The sequence below is a fragment of the Janthinobacterium sp. EB271-G4-7A genome (genome assembly GCF_020858075.1).
GTDB classification, from domain to species: domain Bacteria; phylum Pseudomonadota; class Gammaproteobacteria; order Burkholderiales; family Burkholderiaceae_D; genus Janthinobacterium; species Janthinobacterium lividum.
Map to the genome: position 1 here is coordinate 367810 of NZ_JACYMI010000004.1, position 22008 is coordinate 389817.

The 22008-nt window shown below is 64.7% G+C and carries 18 protein-coding genes; 7 read left to right on the forward strand and 11 right to left on the reverse strand.

Features of this window, described 5'->3' with window-relative positions; translation table 11 throughout:
* Window positions 1–141: 141 nt before the first annotated feature.
* From ccoS to IGS58_RS24615, 8 genes are all read right to left on the reverse strand, one after another.
* Complete coding sequence (gene ccoS, locus IGS58_RS24580) at window positions 142–318, reverse strand: cbb3-type cytochrome oxidase assembly protein CcoS (RefSeq protein WP_034782725.1); 177 nt, start codon at window positions 316–318, stop codon at window positions 142–144.
* 2 nt (window positions 319–320) lie between these two features.
* Window positions 321–2753 (reverse strand): heavy metal translocating P-type ATPase, encoded by a 2433-nt coding sequence (locus tag IGS58_RS24585; RefSeq protein WP_230522927.1) that lies wholly within the window; start codon window positions 2751–2753, stop codon window positions 321–323.
* A 22-nt stretch (window positions 2754–2775) separates the two neighbouring features.
* Window positions 2776–3540: a sulfite exporter TauE/SafE family protein gene (locus tag IGS58_RS24590; RefSeq protein ID WP_230522928.1), complete on the reverse strand. Its 765-nt coding sequence runs from the start codon at window positions 3538–3540 to the stop codon at window positions 2776–2778.
* Window positions 3541–3549: 9 nt separating this feature from the next.
* Complete coding sequence (gene hemN / locus IGS58_RS24595; RefSeq protein WP_070257883.1) at window positions 3550–4998, reverse strand: oxygen-independent coproporphyrinogen III oxidase; 1449 nt, start codon at window positions 4996–4998, stop codon at window positions 3550–3552.
* A 24-nt stretch (window positions 4999–5022) separates the two neighbouring features.
* Entirely contained in the window at window positions 5023–6690 is a 1668-nt protein-coding gene (locus IGS58_RS24600) for a methyl-accepting chemotaxis protein (RefSeq protein WP_034782732.1), read from the reverse strand.
* 195 nt (window positions 6691–6885) lie between these two features.
* Window positions 6886–8946: an EAL domain-containing protein gene (locus IGS58_RS24605; RefSeq protein WP_230522929.1), complete on the reverse strand. Its 2061-nt coding sequence runs from the start codon at window positions 8944–8946 to the stop codon at window positions 6886–6888.
* Between the two features lie 93 nt (window positions 8947–9039).
* Entirely contained in the window at window positions 9040–9471 is a 432-nt protein-coding gene (yiaA, locus tag IGS58_RS24610; RefSeq protein ID WP_230522930.1) for an inner membrane protein YiaA, read from the reverse strand.
* Between the two features lie 85 nt (window positions 9472–9556).
* Window positions 9557–10504, reverse strand: coding sequence for a DUF808 domain-containing protein (locus tag IGS58_RS24615; RefSeq protein ID WP_230522931.1), 948 nt, complete (start codon window positions 10502–10504; stop codon window positions 9557–9559).
* 181 nt (window positions 10505–10685) lie between these two features.
* Between IGS58_RS24615 and IGS58_RS24620 the strand changes: the two genes are divergently transcribed.
* The 3 genes from IGS58_RS24620 (at window position 10686) to IGS58_RS24630 (ending at window position 13787) form a co-directional block, all read left to right on the forward strand.
* A complete protein-coding gene (locus tag IGS58_RS24620; RefSeq protein WP_070257886.1) occupies window positions 10686–11327 on the forward strand; it encodes a LysE family transporter in 642 nt (213 codons plus the stop codon).
* A 102-nt stretch (window positions 11328–11429) separates the two neighbouring features.
* Entirely contained in the window at window positions 11430–13169 is a 1740-nt protein-coding gene (locus tag IGS58_RS24625) for a FecR family protein (protein WP_230522932.1), read from the forward strand.
* Window positions 13170–13490: 321 nt separating this feature from the next.
* Window positions 13491–13787 carry a DUF493 family protein gene (locus tag IGS58_RS24630; RefSeq protein WP_034782741.1) on the forward strand — a complete coding sequence of 99 codons (297 nt, stop codon included), beginning with the start codon at window positions 13491–13493 and terminating at the stop codon, window positions 13785–13787.
* On the opposite strand, the gene IGS58_RS24635 is transcribed toward IGS58_RS24630, so the two are convergent.
* Window positions 13780–14979, reverse strand: coding sequence for a multidrug effflux MFS transporter (locus IGS58_RS24635; protein ID WP_230522933.1), 1200 nt, complete (start codon window positions 14977–14979; stop codon window positions 13780–13782). The genes IGS58_RS24630 and IGS58_RS24635 overlap by 8 nt on opposite strands.
* 125 nt (window positions 14980–15104) lie before the next feature.
* On the opposite strand from IGS58_RS24635, the gene pdxR reads away from it, so the two are divergent.
* From pdxR to IGS58_RS24655, 4 genes are all read left to right on the forward strand, one after another.
* On the forward strand, window positions 15105–16577 hold the full coding sequence (pdxR, locus tag IGS58_RS24640; protein WP_230522934.1) for a MocR-like pyridoxine biosynthesis transcription factor PdxR: 1473 nt from the start codon (window positions 15105–15107) through the stop codon (window positions 16575–16577).
* A gap of 75 nt (window positions 16578–16652) precedes the next feature.
* Window positions 16653–17357 carry a lipoyl(octanoyl) transferase LipB gene (gene lipB, locus IGS58_RS24645; RefSeq protein WP_070257891.1) on the forward strand — a complete coding sequence of 235 codons (705 nt, stop codon included), beginning with the start codon at window positions 16653–16655 and terminating at the stop codon, window positions 17355–17357.
* Between the two features lie 39 nt (window positions 17358–17396).
* Window positions 17397–18413: a lipoyl synthase gene (lipA, locus tag IGS58_RS24650; protein WP_034782748.1), complete on the forward strand. Its 1017-nt coding sequence runs from the start codon at window positions 17397–17399 to the stop codon at window positions 18411–18413.
* Between the two features lie 145 nt (window positions 18414–18558).
* Window positions 18559–19221, forward strand: a complete 663-nt coding sequence (locus IGS58_RS24655; protein ID WP_230522935.1) for a uracil-DNA glycosylase — start codon at window positions 18559–18561, stop codon at window positions 19219–19221.
* 68 nt (window positions 19222–19289) lie between these two features.
* On the opposite strand, the gene IGS58_RS24660 is transcribed toward IGS58_RS24655, so the two are convergent.
* On the reverse strand, window positions 19290–21446 hold the full coding sequence (locus tag IGS58_RS24660; protein WP_230522936.1) for a TonB-dependent receptor: 2157 nt from the start codon (window positions 21444–21446) through the stop codon (window positions 19290–19292).
* Window positions 21447–21537: 91 nt separating this feature from the next.
* On the reverse strand, window positions 21538–21894 hold the full coding sequence (locus IGS58_RS24665; RefSeq protein WP_230522937.1) for a hypothetical protein: 357 nt from the start codon (window positions 21892–21894) through the stop codon (window positions 21538–21540).
* Between the last annotated feature and the right edge of the window lie 114 nt (window positions 21895–22008).

Consider the following 22008-nt stretch of genomic DNA (forward strand, 5'->3'; position numbering starts at 1 on the left):
GAGTAAGTGTTTGATCGCGAAAAAACTTTGATGTGGATCAAAATTCCCCGGATGAAATAAGCGTAGCGAACTGGCATCGAAATAAAGTGATATTTCGGTCAAAAAAGCCATGCAAGATCCCGGCAATCCGGGCGGGTGAAATCAGGGATGCGGTTCGCCGGGCGCCGGCTTGGCCGTCGTATCGTCGTCCTGCAGCACGCGCAGGCCTGGTCCGACGAGGTCGTCGAACTGGCCGCCGTCCGAGGCCGTGAAATACACCCACAGGGCGATGAAGACGACCACGACGCTCAAGGGGATCAGGAGGTAGAGTGCTTCCATGTTCAGGCTTTCCGCAGGCGCAGGGCGTTGGCGATGACGACGGCCGAGCTGGCAGCCATGCCGACGCCGGACAGCCAGGGGTTCAGGAAACCCAGCGCGGCGGCCGGGATGGCTGTCAGATTGTACAGGGTGGCCCAGCCCAGGTTTTCGCGGATGATGCGCATGCTGCGCGCGGCCGTTTTCGCCGTGTCGAGCACGGACACCAACTGGCTCGACAGCAGCACGGTATCCGCATGCGCCTGCGCCAGCGCGGCGCCGGAACCCATGGCGAAGGACACGTCGGCACCGCTCAGCACGGCGGCGTCGTTGATGCCGTCGCCCACCATCGCCACCACGGCGCCCGTCGCCTGCAACTGCTGCACGAAATCGAGCTTTTCATCGGGCAGGCATTCGCCGCACGCCGTGTTGATGCCCAGTTCCGTCGCCACGCTTTGCGTCAGCGCTTCCTGGTCGCCACTGAGCAGCACGACCTGCTTGCCGCGCCGGTGGAAGTACGCGACCACGTCGCGCGCCTCGGGGCGCAGCGCATCGCTGAGTAAGAAGCGCGTCAGCCAGCGCCCCTGCGCACCCAGGTACAGCGGCGTCATGCCCTGCATGCCGACGGCCGTGTCGCCCAGCGGCGGCCCGGCGATGGCGGCGACAAAGGCCGCGTTCCCCAGGCGGTAGCGCACGCCATCGACGATGCCCTCCAAGCCTTGTCCCTGCACTTCCTGCAATTGCTCCGCATGCGTGCGCGGCTGCGGCTGTTCCCCTGCCGCCGCCAGGATGGCCTGCGCCAGCGGATGGGCGCTGCCCGCTTCCAGCGCGGCGGCCACCTGCAGGCAAGCGTCTTCGCTCATGCTGCCGAGTCCCTCGATTTGCCGCAGCACGGGCCGGCCCAGGGTCAAGGTTCCCGTCTTGTCGAAGACGATGTGGGTGGCGCGGTGCAGGGTTTCCAGCACATGCGGCTGGACGATCAGCACGCCGCGCCGCAGCAGGCTGTCGGTGGCCGCCGCCAGCGCCGTCGGCGTGGCGAGAGACAGCGCGCAGGGGCACGAGACGACCAGCACGGCGATGGCCACGGGCCACGCCTGCGACGGGTCGTGCCAGCTCCAGAAGGCGAACACGGCGACGGCAAACAGCAGCAAGCCCAGCACGAACCAGGCGGCGACCTTGTCGGCCCACTGCGCGATCTGCGGCTTGCCGCTGCCGGCCCGCTCGATCAGTTTCAGCAGGTCGGACAGGGTACTTTCGCGCGCCGGCTTGAGCACGCGCAAGATGAGCGCCGCGCTGGCGTTGATCGCCCCGCCCGGCACCCGCTCGCCGGTTTTCCTGCGCTGCGCCGCGCTCTCGCCCGTCAGCAGGGATAAATCGAGCGCGCTCGTGCCTTCGACGATGATGCTGTCGGCGGCAATCGCCTCGCCCGGTTTCACCAGGATGACGTCACCGACGGCCAGGCTGCCGGCCGGCACCAGCGTGGTGGCGCGGTTGTCCGGGAAGCCCGCCATCAGCGAGGCGGACGCGGGCAAGGCGTGCTGCAGGCGCTCGAGGGCCGAGGCCGCCTTGCGGCGCGCCTGCAGCTCGAAATAGCGGCTGCACAGCAAGAGGAAGATGAACATCGTGGCCGAGTCGTAATACACCTCGCCGCGTCCCGTAAAGGTCGCTACCACGCTGCCGAAGAAAGCGGCCAGGATGCCCAGCGCCACGGGCACGTCCATGCCCAGGGTGCGCGCGCGCAGGCTGGCCCAGGCGCCCTGGAAAAACGGCATGGCCGAATAGCAGATGGCCGGCAGGGTCAGGAGCAGGCTGGCCCAGCGCATCAGGCTGGCCATATTGTCGTCCAGCGTGCCATCCTCGGCCAGATAGGCGGGCGCCACGTACATCATCACCTGCATCATCGACAGGCCGGCCACGAACAGCTGGCGGCCCAGGGTCTTGCTGGCCTTTTGCAGGCGCTCGCCATGGCGCACGGCGTCGTACGGATAGGCCGTATAGCCGACTTGGCGCACGGCTTGCAGGATGTCGCCCGGCTCGCATTCGGCGCGGCTCCAGCGCACGTACAGGCGCTCCGTGGCGACGTTCAGGCTGGCTGCCTGCACGCCGGGCAGGCGCGTCAGCTGGCGCTCGATCAGCCAGACGCAGGCGGCGCAGCGGATGCCTTCGACGGACAGCGTCGCTTCGCAGCTGCTGGCGTCGCGCGCGAATTGCGCATCGTCATTGCTGTACAGGCGCAGCTCGGGCGGCATCAGGGTGGCATCAAAGGCGTTGACGGCGTATTCATCGCGGTCGCGGTAGTACGCGCTCTGGCCGATGTCGACGATGGTTTGCGCCACCGCTTCGCAGCCGGGGCAGCACATGGCGCGCGGCACGTCGTCGATGGTGACGTTCCAGCTGGAACCGCTCGGGACGGGCAAGCCGCAATGGAAGCAGGCGGAGGGTTGTAAAACAGCATTCATAGGTTTGGTTTCATGCGTCTGTTCATGGATGGCCCGTGACGCACAGGGCGTCGAGCCAGCCCAGCGATACGCCATTCGCGGCGCGCAGCAGGCCCAGCAAGCCAAAGCCCAGCACCAGCAAGCCGCTGGCGATGCGCACGGGACGGCGCTGCATCTGCGTGCGCAAGCGCGTGCCCAGCAAGCCCATGCCCAGCAGGGTGGGCAGGGTGCCCAGGCCGAAGGCGGCCATGGCAGCCGCGCCGTTCAGGGCAGAACCTTGCATCATGGCCGTCAGCAGCGCGCTGTAGACCATGCCGCACGGCACCCAGCCCCACAGGCCGCCCACAGCCAGCGCCTTGAACGGCGTATCCATCGGCATCAGCGGTTTCAGCAGGGGGCGCACGCGGCGCCAGACGACATTGCCGGCCGCTTCCAGGTGGGCCAGGCCGCGCCAGGCATCCATCAGGTACAGGCCCAAAGCCACCAGCATCAGGTTGGCCAGCCAGTAGCCGGCCACCTGCAATGACGCCAGGTGTAGCATGCCGGCGCCCGCCAGGCTGCCGGCCATGGCGCCGGCCAGCATGTAGCTGCCGATGCGCCCGCCGTTGTACGCCAGCACGCGCAGCACGTTCGCTTGCACGCTGGTCTGCAATGCGGGGCGCGCCACGGCGATGGAAATGACGGGGCGCACGGGCGCCGCGCCCCCGCCCAGCGACAAGGCGCCGACGATGCCGCCGCACATGCCGATGCAGTGCACGCTGCCGGCCAGGCCGACCAGGAACATGGGCACGAGGCTGAGGGCATTCATCGCGCTGCGCTACACCGTTTTCGAGTAGCGCAGCGGCTGCACGGCGTCGGGCGCCGTGTTGGCGCGCGCCAGGGTCAGGTAGCGGTCGAAGACCATGCAGATATTGCGAATCAGCAAGCGCCCTTTCGGCGTCACCGTCAGCCAGTCTTCCTCGATGACGAGCAAGCCGTCGCGCGCCAGTTCGCGCAGCTTGTCCAGTTCGGCGGCGAAATAGCTGCGGAATTTGACGGGGTGCGCTTGCTCGATGCTGGCGATCGACAATTCGAAATTGCACATCAGCATCTGGATGATGATACGGCGCAACAAATCATCCGTATCGAGCTTGATGCCGCGCGCGATCGGCAGCACGCCTTCGTCCAGCTTTTCATAGTACGCGTCGAGCGTCTTTTCATTCTGGCTGTAGACGGCGCCGACGGAACTGATGGCCGACACGCCGCAGGCGATCAGGTCCGCTTCCGCGCGCGTGGAATAGCCCTGGAAGTTGCGGTGCAAACGGCCCTGGCGCTGCGCCACGGCCAGATCGTCCGTCGGCTTGGCGAAATGGTCCATGCCGATGTAGACATAGCCGGCGGCCGTCAGGCGCGCGATGCACAGGCCCAGCATGGCCAGCTTGGTGGCGCTGTCGGGCATGTCGGCGTCGAGGATGCGGCGCTGCGGCTTGAACAGGTGCGGCATGTGCGCGTAGTGATACAGGGCGATGCGGTCGGGGCTGGCGGAAATGACCTTGCGCAAGGTTTCCGTCATGGTGTCCAGGCTTTGCTTGGGCAAGCCGTAGATCAGGTCGATGCTGATCGAGCGGAAGCCCGCGTCGCGCGCGGCCTGCATGATGGCCACCGTCTCCGCTTCCGGCTGGATGCGGTTGACGGCCTTTTGCACGTCGGCGTCGAAATCCTGCACGCCCAGGCTGATGCGGTTGAAACCTTGCGCGCGCAGGGAAAACACGCGCTCGCGCGACACGGTGCGCGGATCGATCTCGATCGAATATTCGCCGTCTTCATCGGACGCGAACTCGAAATGCTGGCGCAAGTGCGCCATCAGTTCGTCCATCTGCTTTTCGCTCAGGTAAGTGGGCGTGCCGCCGCCGAAATGCAGCTGCTCGATCTGGTTCATGCCGGCAAACAGCTTGCCCTGCATGGCGATTTCCTGTTTCAGATAGCTGAGGTAGGTAGCGGCCTTGCTGCGGTCTTTCGTGATGATCTTGTTGCAGGCGCAGTAGTAGCACAGGGTGTCGCAGAACGGCACATGTACGTACAGCGACAGCGGACGGCGGCCGCCGCGCATGCGCAAGGCGGCCAGCGCTTCGAGGAAGTTACCGTAGCCAAATTCCGCATTGAAACGGTCGGCGGTCGGATAGGACGTGTAGCGCGGGCCGGACTGGCTCATCTTGCCGATGATGACCGGGTCGAATTCGACGACGGCGTCCAGGTCGGCGGAAGCACTGCTGAGTAGTGTAGGCATGGTGTGTATGAAGTCTTGAAAGGTTTAGGCGGCCAGGCGTTTCATGGCGGGTTTGCCGGCGTTCGCGGCGCCCGCAGCACCCGATTTACCGCCAGGCATGGCGACGCGGCGCGGTGGCGGCATCTTGCCGAAATTGAACAGGCTCACGGCTTGCGACAGGCTGGCTGCTTCTTCCGCCAGGCGCGTGGCGGCCGCGGCGGCTTCTTCCACCAGGGCCGCGTTCTGCTGCGTCACCTGGTCCATGTGGGCGATGGCCTGGTTGACCTGGTCGACGCCGATGCTCTGTTCGCGCGAAGCGATGGAAATTTCCTGCATGATGGCCGTCACCTGCTTGACGGAGCTGACCACCTGCTCCATGGTGGCGCCGGCGCGGTTCACCTGCAGCATGCCGGCGCCCACCTTGCCGACGGAAATTTCAATGAGTTGCTTGATATCCTTGGCTGCCACGGACGAGCGCTGCGCCAGGTTGCGCACTTCGCCCGCCACAACGGCGAAGCCCCTGCCCTGTTCGCCTGCGCGCGCCGCTTCCACGGCCGCGTTCAAGGCCAGGATGTTGGTCTGGAAGGCGATGCCTTCGATCAGGCCGATGATGTCGACGATCTTCTTCGACGAAGTGTTGATCTCGTCCATGGTGGTGATCACTTCGGAAACGATCTCGCCGCCCTGCACGGCCACTTTCGAGGCGGCCACGGCCAGTTCATTTGCCTGCACCGAGTTGTCCGCATTCTGTTTCACGGTCGACGAGAATTCCTCGATGCTCGAGGCCGTCTCTTCCAGGCTGGCGGCCTGCGATTCCGTGCGGCCCGAGAGGTCCATATTGCCGACGGCGATTTGCTTGGTGGCCACGGCCATGGTTTCCACGTTGATGCGCACGTCGCGGATGGTGGCGATCAGGTTGCTGTTCATCTGTTGCAGCGCGCGCAGCAGTTGCCCCACTTCATCCGTGCTTTCCGTTTCAAAACTGCCCGACAGGTCGCCGGCGGCAATGGCCCGCGCGCCGTTCAGGGCCTTGCCCAGCGGCTTGAGCACGGACATGCGCAAGGTGTACCAGAGGAAGACGTTGATCAGGAAGCCGAACAGGGTGGCGCCGAAGATGGCGTAATTGGTGATCTTGCCGCCGCTGGCGAACAAGCTGATGACGCACACCAGCAGCTGCAGACAGTTGACGATGGAGGTGGCGGCCCAGATGCGCAGGTTGAGCGACATGTGCGTCAGGTTGTGCAGCAGGTGCGCCAGGCCCGGGCGCACGATCTGTCCGTTCTTGATGACGATGTTGCCGCCTTCCTTGTTGCGGATGGCCGCATAGGCTTCTTCGGCCGCCTTGACCTGGTCCTTGTCCGCTTTCACGCGCACGGACATGTAGCCGATGGTCTTGCCCGCTTCGCGGATGGGCGTGACGTTGGCGCGCACCCAGTAAAAGTCGCCGTTCTTGCAGCGGTTCTTGACCAGGCCCGTCCACGGCGTGCCGGCCTGGATCGAGGCCCACAGGTCGGCAAACGCTTCGGCCGGCATGTCCGGGTGGCGCACGATGTTCTGGGGCGAACCGAGCAGCTCTGCCTCGCTGAAGCCGCTGACCTGGCTGAAGTAGGGGTTCACATATACGATATTGCCGTTCATATCCGTTTTCGACACGATGGCCTGATCGTCCAGGACGAGGACTTCACGGTTAGTCACTGGCAAATTTTGTCGCATGGTCGCGGCTTCCTGATCAGTTAAACAAGCAATTGGTGAGTAAGACTTGCACGATTGCAAGAATGGAGATCAGTGTAAGGAGTCGCCTGCGCAAATTTATTGATGTAGATCAAAATCCTCCAGATTGGTCGTGCTTGCACGCATTTAGCGATAGCAATGCGGCATTGTTTTAAAGGCACTGGTTGTCGGCAGCGGCTAATCGATACCCGCCGTCAGGGGGCGCAGGCTGCCCACGGCGTAGCCTTGCGCGTAGTCGATGCCCAGTTCGCGGATGACGGCCAGGGTGGCATCGTCTTCCACGTATTCGGCCACCGTTTTCAAGCCCATCACGTGGCCCACCTCATTGATGGCCTTGACCATGGCGCGGTTGATGGCATTGGTGGCGATGTCGCGCACGAAGACGCCGTCGATCTTCAAATAGTCGACGGGCAGGGCCTTCAGGTAGCCGAACGAGGAAAAACCGCTGCCGAAGTCATCGAGCGAAAAGCGGCAGCCCAGGGCCTTGAGCTGGCGCATGAACACCTGCGCCTTGGGCAGGTTGGCGATGACGGCCGTTTCCGTGATTTCAAAGCAGATTTGTTCGGGGGCAATCGCGAATTCTACGAACTGCTCGGTGATGTAGTCGTGCAAGCCGGCATCGGCCAGCGACATGCCCGACAGGTTGACGGAATACAGGGCCGGTGCGCGGCGCCGGCTTTCCGCCAGCGCGGCCAAAGGCGGCAGGCTGTCGCGCACGCTCTGGATATGGTGGCAGACGGCACGGATGACCCAGCGGTCGATGGACAGCATCATGTCGTAGCGTTCGGCAGCCGGAATGAAGGCGCCTGGCAAGATCAGGTCGCCCTGGCTGTTGTGGATGCGGATCAGCACTTCGTCGTGGTGTTCCGGGCTGTCGTGCAGGTGCACGATGGGCATGGCGTACAGGCGGAAATAATCGTGCGCGAACGCTTCGTTCAGGCGCGAGATCCACAGCATTTCGCCATGCCGCTGCGCCAGCATGACGTCGGACTCCTGGTAGACATGGATGCGGTTGCGGCCCTGCTCCTTGGCCAGGTAGCAAGCCTGGTCGGCGGCGCTCAGCAGCTCGCTCATGGACTTGCTGTCCTGATTGATTTCCACGATGCCGATGCTCACGCCCAGCTCGAAGCTGCGGTTATCCCAGGCGAAACGGAAATCGCGGATGGACTGGCGCAGCTGTTCGCCGATCTGGCGCGCATGCTCGAGCGGACAGTGCGGCAGCAGCACGCCCAGTTCATCGCCGCCGAGGCGCGCCAGGATGTCGCTGTCGCGCATGCGCGCCTGCAGCATCTTGGCCAGCAGCTGCAGCAGCACGTCGCCGGCGCCATGGCCGCTGGTGTCGTTGATGACCTTGAACTGGTCCAGGTCCAGGTACAGCAGCGCATGCATGTGGCCATCCTGCTTGGCCGTGTGCAGGGCGCCGGCCACCAGGTGTTCGAATTCGCGCCGGTTGATCAGCCCCGTCAGGGCGTCGTGCGTGGCTTGCCACGACAATTGCTGGCTCAGCTTGCGTTCGTGGCTGACGTCGCGAAACACGACGACGGCGCCGAGGATCTCGCCGTCGCGCGACCAGATGGGCGCGGCCGATTCCTCGACGGCGATGCGCCGGCCGTCGCGCGTGATCAGTTGCGAGCGGGGGGAAATGCCGATGGCCTGGCGCTGTTGCAGGCAGCGCATGGCCACGTGCTCGAGCGCCTCGCCCGTGCGTTCGTCGGCCAGCGGCATGGTCTGGCCGATGTCCCTGCCCTGCGCCAGCTCGTTGCTCCAGCCCGTCAATTGCTCGGCCACCCGGTTCAGGTAGCGCGTCTTGCCCTGCGGATCGGTGGTGATGACGCCGTCGCCGATGGAGCTGAGCGTTACTTCGGCCAGTTCCTTGCGCTCGGCGATCATGAGTTCGCGTGCCATGTGCTCGGTGATATCCCAGATGATGCCCAGGGTGCGTTCGGGTTGCCCGCCGGCATCGGCGAAGACGTGCGCCTTGGCCGCCAGCCAGTGTTCGCTGCCATCGGGCCAGACGACGCGGTATTGCAGGGCGTAGCCGCCGCCCCGGCGCACGCCGTCCTGCAGCACTTTGATCACCTTGCCGCGGTCGCCGGCGTGCACGCAGTCGAGAAAGCTGCGAAATGGCTGCGTCAGCGCGCGCTCTTCCAGGCCCAGCAAGGTGGCGCCCTTGGCCGACCAGCTGACCGTGCCGTCGATGACCTGGCCATCGACGATGCGCGAATCCCAGATCGCCATGTGCGCCGCCTCTAGTGCCATCTGCAAACGTTTCTGCTGGTCGCCCATCATCCTCTCCCGACATGGATACAGGAATAGACGCACTGCTGCTATTTAAGTTCCCGGCGCCTCGGCGGGCGAGGCGGCCGAGGCGCGCGCCACGTCACGCACATTCTTTTGCACGGCCACGGCGGCAAACAGGCTCAGCAGGAATGCCATGGCATAAAACCCCTTCTCGCTATTTTGCAGATTAGCGTTCCACAGGCCCACAGTCAATAACAGCAAGGCCAGCAGCACGGAAATCCAGCACAGGCCAAAGTAAATCCCCGTCACGGCGATGCTTTCGGCGCGGTCGCGCACGGATTTTTGCAGCGAGATGGCGGCGAACAGGCCGTACATGAGGATCGTAAAATAATAGCCCTTCTCGTTGAGGGCCATGCCGGCGTTCCACAGGCCGGACAGGTAGGTGACGATGCCGATCAGCAATGCCGCCCAGGAAGCGCCGATAAAGGCGCTGCTGGGACGTTGGATGGGGGAAGTCTGCATAGGGTCTCCATGGGCAGGCAAGCGCCGCCGGCATGGCCGGGGCGGCAGGCACGGATGTGCCTGCCGTCCCATCAGACCAGAAAGTTTATTTGCTCGGCTTGACCATGCGCAATAAAGCCGACACGGCCGTGACGCCGGCCAGCACCAGGCCACCGGCGATGAGGCCGGCCACCGCGTTGATCAGGCTGGGCGTGACGGCGGCCAGCACGGGGCCGATGCCGGCCACGCCGCCGACGGCTGCTTCCGCATGGTGCAGCATGGCGCTGGCCCACGGCCAGCCGTGCGTCAGGATGCCGCCACCGACCATGAACATGGCCAGGGTGCCCACGACGGAGAGAAATTTCATCAGTTTCGGCGCCGCCGACACGAGCATGCGGCCAAAGCCGCGCACGCCGTCCATCAGCGCGCCCGCGCCCTTGCGCGCGGCCAAATAAAAGCCCGCGTCATCGAGCTTGACGATGCCGGCCACCAGGCCGTACACGCCCACCGTCATGATGAGGGCGATGCCGACGACGACGGCCACCTGCTCGGCGAAGGTGGCCGCGGCCACCGTGCCCAGGGCGATGACGATGATTTCCGCCGACAAAATGAAATCGGTGCGGATGGCGCCCTTGATCTTGTCCTTTTCCAGCGCGACGAGGTCGACCTGCGGGTCGCGCAGCGCCTGGGCCAGCTCGGCCTTGTGACTGTCGTCCGGGTGCAGATACTTGTGCGCGATCTTTTCGAAACCTTCGAAGCACAGGTAGGCGCCGCCCACCATCAAGAGTGGCGTGATGGCCCATGGCGCGAACGCGCTGATGGCCAGCGCGGCGGGCACGAGGATGGCCTTGTTCTTCAGCGAGCCGACGGCGACGGCCCACACGACGGGCAATTCGCGCTCGGCGCGCACGCCGGCCACTTGCTGTGCGTTCAGGGCCAGGTCGTCACCGAGCACGCCGGCCGTCTTCTTGGCGGCTACCTTGGTCATCAGGGAAACATCGTCGAGGATGCTGGCGATGTCGTCGAGCAGGGCCAGCAGGCTGGAGCCGGCCATCTCAGCGCGCTCCCGCGGTGGTGGCAGGGAATGTTTGGGCTAGGAAAGTGTTGTTTTTCATGATGTTATTCTTGGTTGTACGGCAAGGGAGTGTGTGACTGCGATCTTACCTCAGGGCGGGCCGGCAAGGCCGCACTGAGCGGGTTAAAATTGTTCATCGTCACCATTTTTTGGAAACCGCATGCACTTCGCCACCTGGATCACCTTTGTCATCGCCGCCTCCATCATCGCCGTCTCGCCCGGCTCGGGCGCCGTGCTGTCGATGTCGCACGGCCTGTCGTACGGGGTGAAAAAGGCCAGCGCCACCATTCTCGGCCTGCAGCTGGGGCTGCTGGTGGTACTGGGCATCGCCGGCGCCGGCGTCGGTTCCTTGCTGCTGGCCTCCGAAGTGGCCTTCAATATCGTCAAGACGGTGGGCGCCTTGTACCTGATCTACCTGGGCCTGTCGCAGTGGCGCGCCAAGGTGGCGGTGACGGGCGACCTGCATGCCGACGCCGTGGTGCCCTCCATGGGCCGGCGCGTGCTGACGGGTTTTTTGACCAATGTGACGAATCCGAAAGGCATCATTTTCATGGTGGCGGTATTGCCGCAATTCATCAGCCCAGCTGCGCCCCTGCTGCCGCAACTGCTGATCCTGGCCGTCACCATGTGCACGATCGATCAGGTCGTCATGCACAGCTACGCCTTCCTGGCTTCGTCGATGCAACGCTTTTTCCGCGATGCCAGGGCCGTGAAAAAGCAGAACCGCTTCTTTGGCGGCTTGCTGATGGCTGTCGGCACGGCCTTGTTCTTCGTCAAGCGTGGTGGCCAGGCGGCATCCTGAGCCAGATCAAGTTGCAAACATTTGTAAGCCCGCTTGCGATGCCCGCCCAATGCGGATGTAATCGGTAGCAATCATCCTTGTAAGTCCTGCCTGGAGCGCGCCATGCGTCCGATCCTGTCTTCCCCCTTCTTGAACACAGTGTGCGCCGTGCTGCTGTCGTCGGCGTGCTCCCTGGCCCTGGCGCAGGACCCGCCCGCCCGCGTGGGGCGCATTTCCACCGTCGAAGGGCAGGTGCTGGTGCGCGCCGGCGATGGCGAGGCGCAAAACGCCCTGCTGAACTGGCCCGTCACCACGGATAACCGTTTGACCACCGAGCGCGGCGCGCTGGCGGAGTTGCGCGTGGGCGCGGCCGCCGTGCGCCTCGATGGCGACTCCGAGCTGGAAGTGAGCGAGCTCGATGACGACAGTTTCAAATTGCATCTCAGCTATGGCACGGTCAGCGTGCGCGTGCGCAATCCCGACGCGCTGCGCGGCTTCGAGCTGACCACCGGCCAGGCCCGCGTGATCCTGACCCAGCCCGGCTGGGTGCGCATCGAGGCGGGGCGCCAGCCCGGCACCAGCGTCGTCAGCGTGCTCGACGGTGCGGCCGACGTGGATGGGGCGACGGGCAGCGTGACCTTGCGCACCGGCAAGCGCGCCGAGCTGACGGACGAGGAATTGCGCACGGGCGCCTTGCAGAGGATCGCCTTCGACAACTGGCCCGAAGCCTTGCCCGCCGCCGCGCCGGCCTTGCGCTATGTCACGGACGATACGACCGGCTATGAAGAGCTGGACCGCTACGGTGCCTGGCAGGATGACGCGGAATACGGCCCCTTGTGGCTGCCGAGCACGGTGCCGGCCGGCTGGGCGCCGTACAGCGACGGGCGCTGGACGTGGATCGCGCCGTGGGGCTGGACCTGGGTGGACAATGCGCCGTGGGGCTATGCGCCCTCGCACTACGGCCGCTGGGTGCTGCTGGGCCACCGCTGGGGCTGGGCACCGGGGCGCGAGCGCGGCCGCGTGCCTTGGGCGCCGGCCCTGGTGGGCTGGGTCGGCGGCAGGCCTGATCGCGGTTCGCAGCATGGCCAGCGCCCTGGCGTCGGCTGGTTCCCCCTGTCGCCGCACGAGCGCTACGTGCCCGGCTACCGCGCCAGCGCCGAGTATGAACGCCGCATCAACCGCGTCGCAGAAGGGCGCCGCCCTGTGGCGGGCGAACGCGAACGCCGTGCAGGCATGACGATGCTGCCAGGCGAGCGTTTTGGCGGCGCGCGCACGGTCGACGTGCCGCGCCGTAACCGCACCACCATGCCGCCGCCCGTCATGCAAAGCTTGCCGTTGAGCACGGCGCCTGCGCCGGCGGGCAACTGGCAGCGTCCTTCCGATGCGCCGCGCGGCGACAGGGAGTTCCGGCGTGACTGGGTAAACCGCCCTGGCCGCTTGCAGACGGACGATGGCCAGACGCATATGGCGCCCCGTCCCATGCAGCCGAACCGCCCACCCGTGCCGGCACAGCCGCAACAGCCGCCGGTGCCGCCCCAGCCCGTGATGCCGGCGATGCCGGCCTTGCCACCCGTGCAAGACCAGGTGGCGCACCCCGGTTGGCGTGGCGAGCAGCGGCCCCGTGCCGAGCGGCCACTGCCGCGCCCCGTCATGGAACGCCAATTTGATGCGCCGCGCCCGGACCGCGCAGAACGTGGCCCCCGCCGCGAAGTGCTGCAAACGCCGCCGCCGGCCATGCCTGCGCCTGCCGCGCGTGCGCCACAGGAGGCGCGCAGTGCCGAGCGCCCGATGCCACCGCGAGAGCGCAACCATGAGCGCGGCAATCCCGGCCGCAATGGCAGGATGCAGGAAGTGGAGCGCTGACGGCCGTGCCGTCTGTCGCGCCGTATCGACGTTCAAGCCGCAAAATGCGCAGTTCGTCACATACCGGAGGTAAAGCCGCCGTGGTTTGTCTACAGTACGACCACTGCTTATCCTCCAAGTGACAGCACCGATTTTCCGGCTATTTTGTCCAAACGAAATAGTTTTTCGCCAGCTTACCCAGCTGGCTTTTTTTTTGCCGTGCCGTGTGTGTCATCGCAACGGGCGCAGCCGCCCTCAAAGTTGGCTACAATACGTTTTTATGCAGCCGCCGCGCGCTATGCGCTGCGCCGTCTGTTCTGACCGGCACTGATTGGATTTCCCATGCAAACCACCCCACCCACCGAAGTGACGATTCCTCCCAGCGAATCGCTGATCGAATACCCGAGCGACTTTCCCATCAAGATCATGGGCCCGACGCATGTCGACTTCGCGCCGACCATGCTGGAACTGGTCATCAGCCACGATCCGACCTTCCACGCCGGCCGCATGGAAGAGCGCCCATCGGGCAAGGGCAATTACACGGGCCTGACCGTCACCGTGCGCGCCGTCAGCCGCGAGCAGCTCGACGCCCTGTACATGGCGCTGTCGGGCCACCCGATGGTCAAGATCGTCATGTAAGACATGCTGTTGCCCTGGCGGGCTGGCGTTTCGTCAGCCGCCACACGAGGGCAAAGGCCGCGCTGGCCGCCGCCGTTACCCACAGCAGCGGCTTTTCGCTGCCGTCCGTGATGGCGGCGATGACGGCGCCGCAGGCGGCCGTGATGAGCATCTGCACGAAGAAGAACAGGCCCGAGGCGCTGCCCGCCTGATCGCCATACGGCTGCAGCACGGCCAGCTGGCAGGCCGGGATGGCCATGCCCACCGACACCATCACCAGCAGCATGGGCACCACCAGCGACGCCACGTGCTGCGGCGCCAGACTACCCGCCAGCAACAGGCTGGCCGCGCCCGCCACATTGATCAGCACCGCCACACCCAGCATGTAATCGGCGCCCAGGCGCGGTCCCAGCGCGCGGAACAGGCTCGACCCCGCGATATAGCCGCTCACCGTCAGGCCGAACACCAGCGCATACGCGCCGGGCGACAGGTGCATGCCCCTTTGCAACAGCACGGACGATTCCGCGATGAACGGAAAATACGTGCAGTACACGCAGCCGATGGCCAGCGCATAGCGCAGGAAATACGCATCGCCCAGCAGGCGCCGGTACAGCGCCAGGGTATTGCCCTGTGGCACGACGCTGGCCGGCCTGGTTTCCGGCACATACGCGGCGATCAGCCACAGCGACAGCGCGCCCAGCAGGCACAGCACGCCAAACACGGCGCGCCAGCCGAATGCCGCATCGAGCACGCTGCCGGCCAGCGGCGCCAGGATCGGCGACAAGCCCATCACCATCGAGATTTGCCCCAGCATGCGCGCCTGCGTGGCGGGATCGAAGCGGTCGCGCACCATCACCCGGCCGATGATGGTGCCGCTGCAGCCGCCGAACGCCTGCAGCACGCGCGCGGCGATCAGCACGTGCACGTCGGACGTCACGGTGCAGACGATGCTGGCGAGCACAAAAATGCCCGTGCCGGCCAGCAGCACGGGGCGGCGCCCGTAACGGTCGGCCAGCGGCCCGCAAGCGAGCATCGAAGCGGCCGAGCCGGCCATGAACAGGCTCAGGGTCAGTTGCAACTGGGCATCGCTGGCATGCAGGGCATCGGCCATGGCCGGCAGCGAAGGCAGATAGATGTCGATGCTGATGCGCGACAGGCAGACCAGCAGCAGCACGATGCCGCCCCAGGCCCATACAGCGATTTGTTTCTGCATTGTTTTACACGATCCATGCAAGCGTGCGCCCCGCTGGCGCACCGGAACGGTGAGAGTAGAATGTTTGTGGTGTAATGCGAAGTGCCAGTCATCAGAAAACTCATTGGACCACTTGGACGATTATCATGCCGCGAGGAAAATCACCACACGCCCTGGACTTGCCTCGTCCCACCAGCTGGCTCGACAAGGTGGGCGTCAATAAGCAGGATGGCGCGTATGAAGCGCTGCGCTCGGCTATCCTGACGAAGATGCTGCCGGCGGGCAGCCGTTTGCCGTCCAGCCGCACCCTGGCGGAACGGTGGGAGTTGTCGCGCGGCACCATTGAAACCGTGTTCGACCGCCTGCATGCTGAGGCGTACGTGACGCGCGTGCCCGGTTCCGGCACGCGCGTGTGCGCCGTCGTGCCGGAACGCTTCTTGATGGCAGGATTTGCGGATGCCACCCCGGCCGGGACATTTTCCGCGCCGATACCGGTGTCCGATACGGGTGTGCGCGACGGCTTGCCCTTCGTGGCGCGGCGCGCCGACGCCAGCCTGTTTCCCATGGCCGCCTGGTCCAAGTGCGCCACGCGGGCCCTGGCCGCCGCCACGCCGGAACAGCTGTGCAGCGCCGATCCGGCCGGCCTGCCTCAGCTGCGCCAGCAGATCGCCGATTTTCTCGCCAAGTACCGCGGCATCCGCTGCGACCCGCAGGACATCGTTGTCACCACCGGCATCCGCCACGCGATCGACTTGCTGGCGCGCAGCATCGTGCGCGATGGCGACAAGGTTTGCCTGGAAGAGCCCGGCTACCCGGCCGCGCGCGCCCTGTTCGCCCTGGCCGGTGCCGTGCCGGTGGACATTGCCGTCGACGCCGAAGGCATCGATTGCGCCGCCCTGGCCGCGCATGCGGACGCCAGCCTCGCGTATGTGACGCCGGCGCACCAGTCACCGCTGGGCGTGACCATGTCCGTCACGCGCCGCCTGGCCTTGCTGGAATGGGCGAACGACAACGGCGCCTGGGTGGTGGAAGACGATTACGACAGCGAATTCAATTACCAGAGCGCGCCGCTGGCAGCCCTGAAGGCGCTGGACCAGTACCAGCGCGTGATTTACTGTGGCAGTTTCAACAAGACCCTGTTTGCCGGCCTGCGCGTGGGCTTCATGGTGTTGCCGCCCGCCTTGCGCCCGCAGTTGCTGCGCACCCTGCAGTTGACGGGCAGGTCCGTGGGCGTGACGGAGCAACTGGCGCTGTCCGCCTGGATGGAAGACGGCGCTTTCGTGCGCCATTTGCGCCAGGCGCGGCTGGCCTACAAGGAGCGGCGCGACCTGCTGCTGGCCTGCCTCGAGCAGACCGCCCCCGGCCGCTACGCCATTTCCGGCCAGCAGGCGGGCTTTCATTGCGTGCTGTGGCTGCCGCCAGGCAGCGACGAGCGGGCATTTTGCGCGCGCGCGGCGCAAGAGGGGCTGGCGCTGCAGCCGCTCGGCGATTTTTGCCATAGCGCCAAGCTGGCGCCGGCCGTGCTGCTCGGCTACACGGCCCTGAATGCGGCCCAGATACGCCATGCTGCACAAAAATTGGGCAGATTGCTGCTGTTGCCAGAGTCCGTCCCGGAATGAAACGGCTGCCTGGCTTATAATCACGGCTTCGCCGCAGCGTCCGCAGGGCGCCGGCAGCTGATTACAGAATCCGTCATGACCACCACCCGCACCGAAACGGCGCTGATCCGCGAGCTGGGCCGCGTCGATTACGAGCCGACCTTTGCCGCCATGCGCGCGTTTACCGACGCGCGCACGACGGAGACGCGCGACGAACTGTGGATCGTCGAGCATCCGCCCGTGTTCACGCTGGGCCTGGCTGCCGACCGCGGCCATTTGCTGGCGGGAGCTGACGCGATTCCCGTGGTGCAGACGGACCGGGGCGGCGAAGTCACCTTCCACGGCCCCGGCCAGGTGGTGATTTATTTGCTGATGGACTTGCGCCGCAACAAGCCGGGCGGCAAGCTGTATGCGCGCCAGTTCGTGCATAAAATCGAGCAAGCCATCATCAACGTGCTGGCGGCGTATAATCTCGCTGGCGAGCGCATCGATGGCGCGCCTGGCATCTATCTTGCCGGCGGACCAGACAAGGGTGCAAAGATCGCCGCGCTGGGGTTGAAAGTGCGCGGCAACGGCTGCACCTACCATGGCGTATCGCTCAACGTGGCGATGGACCTGGCGCCGTTTTCCTGGATTAACCCGTGCGGCTATTCCGGCCTGAAGACGGTGGACATGCGCAGCATGGGCGTCGTAGTGCCGCTGGCCGAGGTGCAGCGGGCCCTGGCCCATGAATTGACCGTATTACTCGATGTAAGCGAAGCAAACAGCGCCGCAGGCGCGCCTCAGGCAGCGGATGCCTGAGCAAACAAACCAAACTTTGCCCCTCAAGGGCTTGCAGCCATGACTTCTGAGACCATTTCCAGCACCGCCCCCGCCGCTACTGCCGCTCCCGCGTACAACCCGAGCGAAAAGCAAAAAGGCGCCAGCAAGACTTCGCGCATCCCGATCAAGATCATTCCGATCGAGCAAGTCGAGCGCTTGAAAAAGCCGGACTGGATCCGCGTCAAGGCCGCCTCGGCATCGACGCGCTTCTATGAAATCAAGGACATCCTGCGCGAAAACAAACTCGTCACCGTGTGCGAGGAAGCCAGCTGCCCGAACATCGGCGAATGTTTCGGCAAGGGCACGGCCACCTTCATGATCATGGGCGACAAGTGCACGCGCCGCTGCCCGTTCTGCGACGTCGGCCATGGCCGCCCGGACCCGCTGGACAAGGAAGAGCCGGCCAACCTGTCGAAAACCATCGCCAAGCTGCGTTTGAACTACGTCGTCATCACCTCCGTCGACCGCGATGACTTGCGCGACGGCGGCGCCGGCCATTTCGTCGAGTGCATCCAGCAAACGCGCGCCCTGTCGCCGAACACCCGCATCGAAGTGCTGGTGCCCGACTTCCGCGGCCGCCTGGAAAAAGCCCTGAACCTGTTCAAGGATGGCTTGCCTGACGTCATGAACCACAACCTGGAAACGGCGCCGCGCCTGTACAAGGAAGCCCGTCCCGGCTCCGACTACATGCACTCGCTGAAGCTGCTGAAAGACTTCAAGGCCATGTACCCGGACGTGAAAACCAAGTCCGGCATCATGGTTGGCCTGGGTGAGACGGACGAGGAAATCCTGCAAGTCATGCGCGACATGCGCGAGCACGACATCGACATGCTGACCATCGGCCAATACCTGGCGCCATCGAACAGCCACTTGCCCGTGCGCCGCTACGTGCACCCGGACGTCTTTAAAATGTTCGAGGAAGAAGCGTACAAGATGGGCTTCACCCACGCTGCCGTGGGCGCCATGGTGCGCAGCTCGTACCACGCGGATGAACAGGCGCACAGCGCCGGCGTGGAATCGGCGCTGAATTTCTAAGCCCTTTGCGCCACATCAAAGCCGCCCGCTGCAGAGCTGGGCGGCTTTTTTTTGCCTGTTCGAATCGTATGTGCCTCATCCGGCCGGGCGTCCTATACTGGCATGCTGAAAAAGCATGATTGACGGATAAGTGATGAGGTGAGGCATGGACGTACGCATCGACGCATCGTGGAAGGCGCGGCTGGAAGGCGAGTTTGCCCAGCCTTACTGGGAACGCCTGGCCGCCTTCGTGAAGGAAGAGTATGCGGCAGGGCCGTGTTGTCCGCCGGGGAAAACCATCTTCCGGGCGTTCGACCTGACGCCGTTCGAGCAAGTCAAGGTGGTGATCCTGGGACAAGACCCGTATCACACGCCCGGTGCGGCCATGGGCCTGTGTTTTTCCATTCCCGAAGGCAAGCCGTCGCAGCCGAGCCTGCAGAATATCTTCAAGGAATTACATAGCGACCTAGGCGTGGTGCGCACGCGTACGGATTTGTCAGACTGGGCCGAGCAAGGGGTATTTTTGCTCAACAGTGTGCTGACGGTGCGCGCGGGCACGGCCGGTTCGCACGCGGCCAAGGGGTGGGAGAAATTGACGGACAGCGCGATCCGCCACCTGTCCGCCGAGCGCGAGCACCTGGTTTTCATCCTGTGGGGCGGCTACGCGCAAGCCAAGCGCAGCCTGATCGACCCCGGCAAGCACCTGGTGCTGGCGGCGCCCCATCCGTCTCCCTTGTCGGCAAGTAAAGGTTTCTTTGGCAGCAAGCCATTCAGCCTGGCGAATGCTTACCTGCAAGCGCATGGCCAGGCGGCCATCGCCTGGGCATAATTCCTGGAACCGTACGGCAACCGACAGCGGCAGGCGTTGCTCCCTGCCGCTGTCTTCGCGCGTAACTCTTAGAAGCTTGTCGACAAGCCGGCATAGAAACTGCGGCGGGCGCCGTATTGCGGTGCGCCTACGCCCACGCCGGAACCGTCGCGCAGCAGGTAGGACTTGTCGAACAGGTTGATCAAGGCCAGACGTCCCTCGACCTTGCCGACCGGCGTATTTTTCCACGTGTGCGTAAGCGCCGTGTTGACGGTGAAATAACCGGGCAGATGGCCGGAATTCGGTGCGCCACCGTCCGGGGTCATGCGCAGGCCGCTGCCGTAAAGGAAGTCAGCGCTCACTTGCGAATCGCCAAAGTGATAATGGCCGCCGCCCGACAGCGTGTATTTCTGGTCATGATCGAGGTAGACATAGTGTTTGCTGATGTAGTTCAACTCATCGGCGCCAAACAGGGCCTGGCCCGAATTGATGTTGCGGCCCTGCGCCTTTTGCGTGCTGGCGTTGAGGAACAGGCCCCAGTTTTTCTCGCTGTAAATGGCCGACAATTCCAGGCCCTTGGCGTAGCCGTCCGCATAGTTGAATGGCGTCAGGATCAGCGCCTGGCCGAACTGGCCTTCGTCCAGCAGATTGTTGATCTTTTTATAGTACACATCGGCCGTCACGGTCAGTTTCGCATTCACCTGGTGGCTGATGCCGACGTCGTAGTAGTGCGTGCGCTCGGCCTTGACGTTGTCGGACTGGCCGATTTCCGGCGCATTCGTCGTGTTCGCATACAGGTCGATGCTGCCTTGCGCCGCCAGTTCCTGCGGCGGCGGCGTGAAATAGCGCGAATAGCCGGCGTGCAGGGCCGTGCCCGGCGCCAGTTGATACGCCAGGTTGACGCGCGGGCTCCATTGCTGCTCGCTGGTATAGGCCGAGACCTTGTCGAAGCGGGCGCCATAGTTCAGGGTCAGGGGTTTACTGATATGCCATTCATCCTGCAGGTAGAAACTGGCCAGCGTGCCCGTCTTGCCGCTGTTGTCCAGAATGCTGATCGGCGTGGTGGAGGTTTGCGCCCCGTCCATCGCGGGGAAGACGGCCACCGTGTTGTCGCTGGTCGTCTTCTGGCGCGTGTAGGCCAGGCCCGCGCGCACGGTGTGGTCCTGGTGCAATTTGTAGCTGATGTCGAACTGGGCACCCGAGGCGCTGTTCGCGCGGCGCGAGTCCGATGCCACGCCGTTGTAGATCAAGTCGCCGATGGCATCCGGCGTGAAGTGCAGTTCCGAATACTGGTGGAAGGCGGAAACCTGGTAATTGAGGTCGCCCAGGCTCTTTTGCAGCGACAGCACGAGGAAGCGGTTCACTTCGCGCTGGTTTTCATTCAGCTGCGACGACGGGATACTGGACGTGCCCGCCTGCGCATCGCTGTGGCCAGCCAGCGAGAAGGCGGGCGCCTGATCCGGATTGTTCGGTATCTGGAAGCGGCCGTTGTAGGTGCCGAACATGGCGCCCAGGCGCGTATTGTCGTCGAGGAAATACGACAGGCTGCCGAACGATTTGTTCTGGCGCGTCTTGTCGTGCAGGGCGCTGCGCGTATCCTGCGGGTTTTCCACGCCCAGGGAATTGCCCAGATAGCTGCCGGACAGGTAGTAGTTGAACTTGCCCACGCTGCCAAAAAATTCGGCACTCGGCTCCACATGGTCGTGGCTGCCGACCATGATGCCGATGCGCCCGCCTGGCGTCAGTCCGCCCTCTTTCGTTTCAATATCGACAATGCCCGCCGTGCGCAGGCCGAACTGGGCCGGCAAGGCGCCCGTCATGAAATCCGTCTTGTCGATCAGGCGCGTATCGATCGACTGGCCGAAGCCGCTGATGCTTTCCGGCAACTGCACGCCATTGATGCGGTATTGCACGTTGGCATGGTCGTCGCGCACGTGCAGGGCGCCGGAACCCTTGGAATCCTGCGATACGCCCGGCAGGCGCAGCAGCACTTCATTGAATGGCGTGTTGTCGCCCTGGCCCAGCATGTCGACCATGTGGCTGTCGATGCTGTAGATGGTGGTGCCGACTTTCGGCGACAGCTCGATGCGGGCGCTTTTCAGGTGAGCGGACGTGACTTCGACCTTTTGCATGTCTTGCGGTGCAGTATCGGTATTGGCTTCGGCCGGCTCGGCGGCATGGGCGGAAAAGCTGAACAGGCTGGCAAGGGCGAGCGACAGCGCGCTCAGACGGGGAGTGTGTTGCATGGTAAACCTCAAAAATAGTCAACGCCAGGCGGCCCGGCGCGCATGACAGCGCGGCAAGGGGCAGCCTGAAAAGGGAAAAACAGCGTGGGAACTACAGTGAGGCGGCAGGCGGGCCGCGCACGGGCGGCAGGATGAGGGCGGCGATGGGTGCCAGGGTGGCGGGAGCCAGGGCCAGCAGGCGGTACGGCAGCAATTGGGCGGGCGGCTCGGCGATGGCCGGCGGCACGGCGATGTCGGCCACCTTGTCGATGACGGTGGCGCACAGCGCGCACTCTTCCGCGTCGAGCGTCGTCTTGTGCAGGTGCGAGGCGGCCGTCGACAGCAGGAACACGAGGGCCAGCGCGCTGAACAGGGCCACGCACAGCCGCCACGGCGTGCGCGCGAGGGCGGCGGCACGGTGATGGGCAGGCTCGCCGTAAGGCGTGCGGGTGGGCTGGCGGGAAGACATGGGCGCATAGTAGCAAGAAAATCGCCCCGCTGTCAGCGCTTGTGGCAATTCATTTGCGCTGCGGGGGCAGGACAGAATGCCAGCTGATAATGATTTTCACTCCGGGCCTTTCAT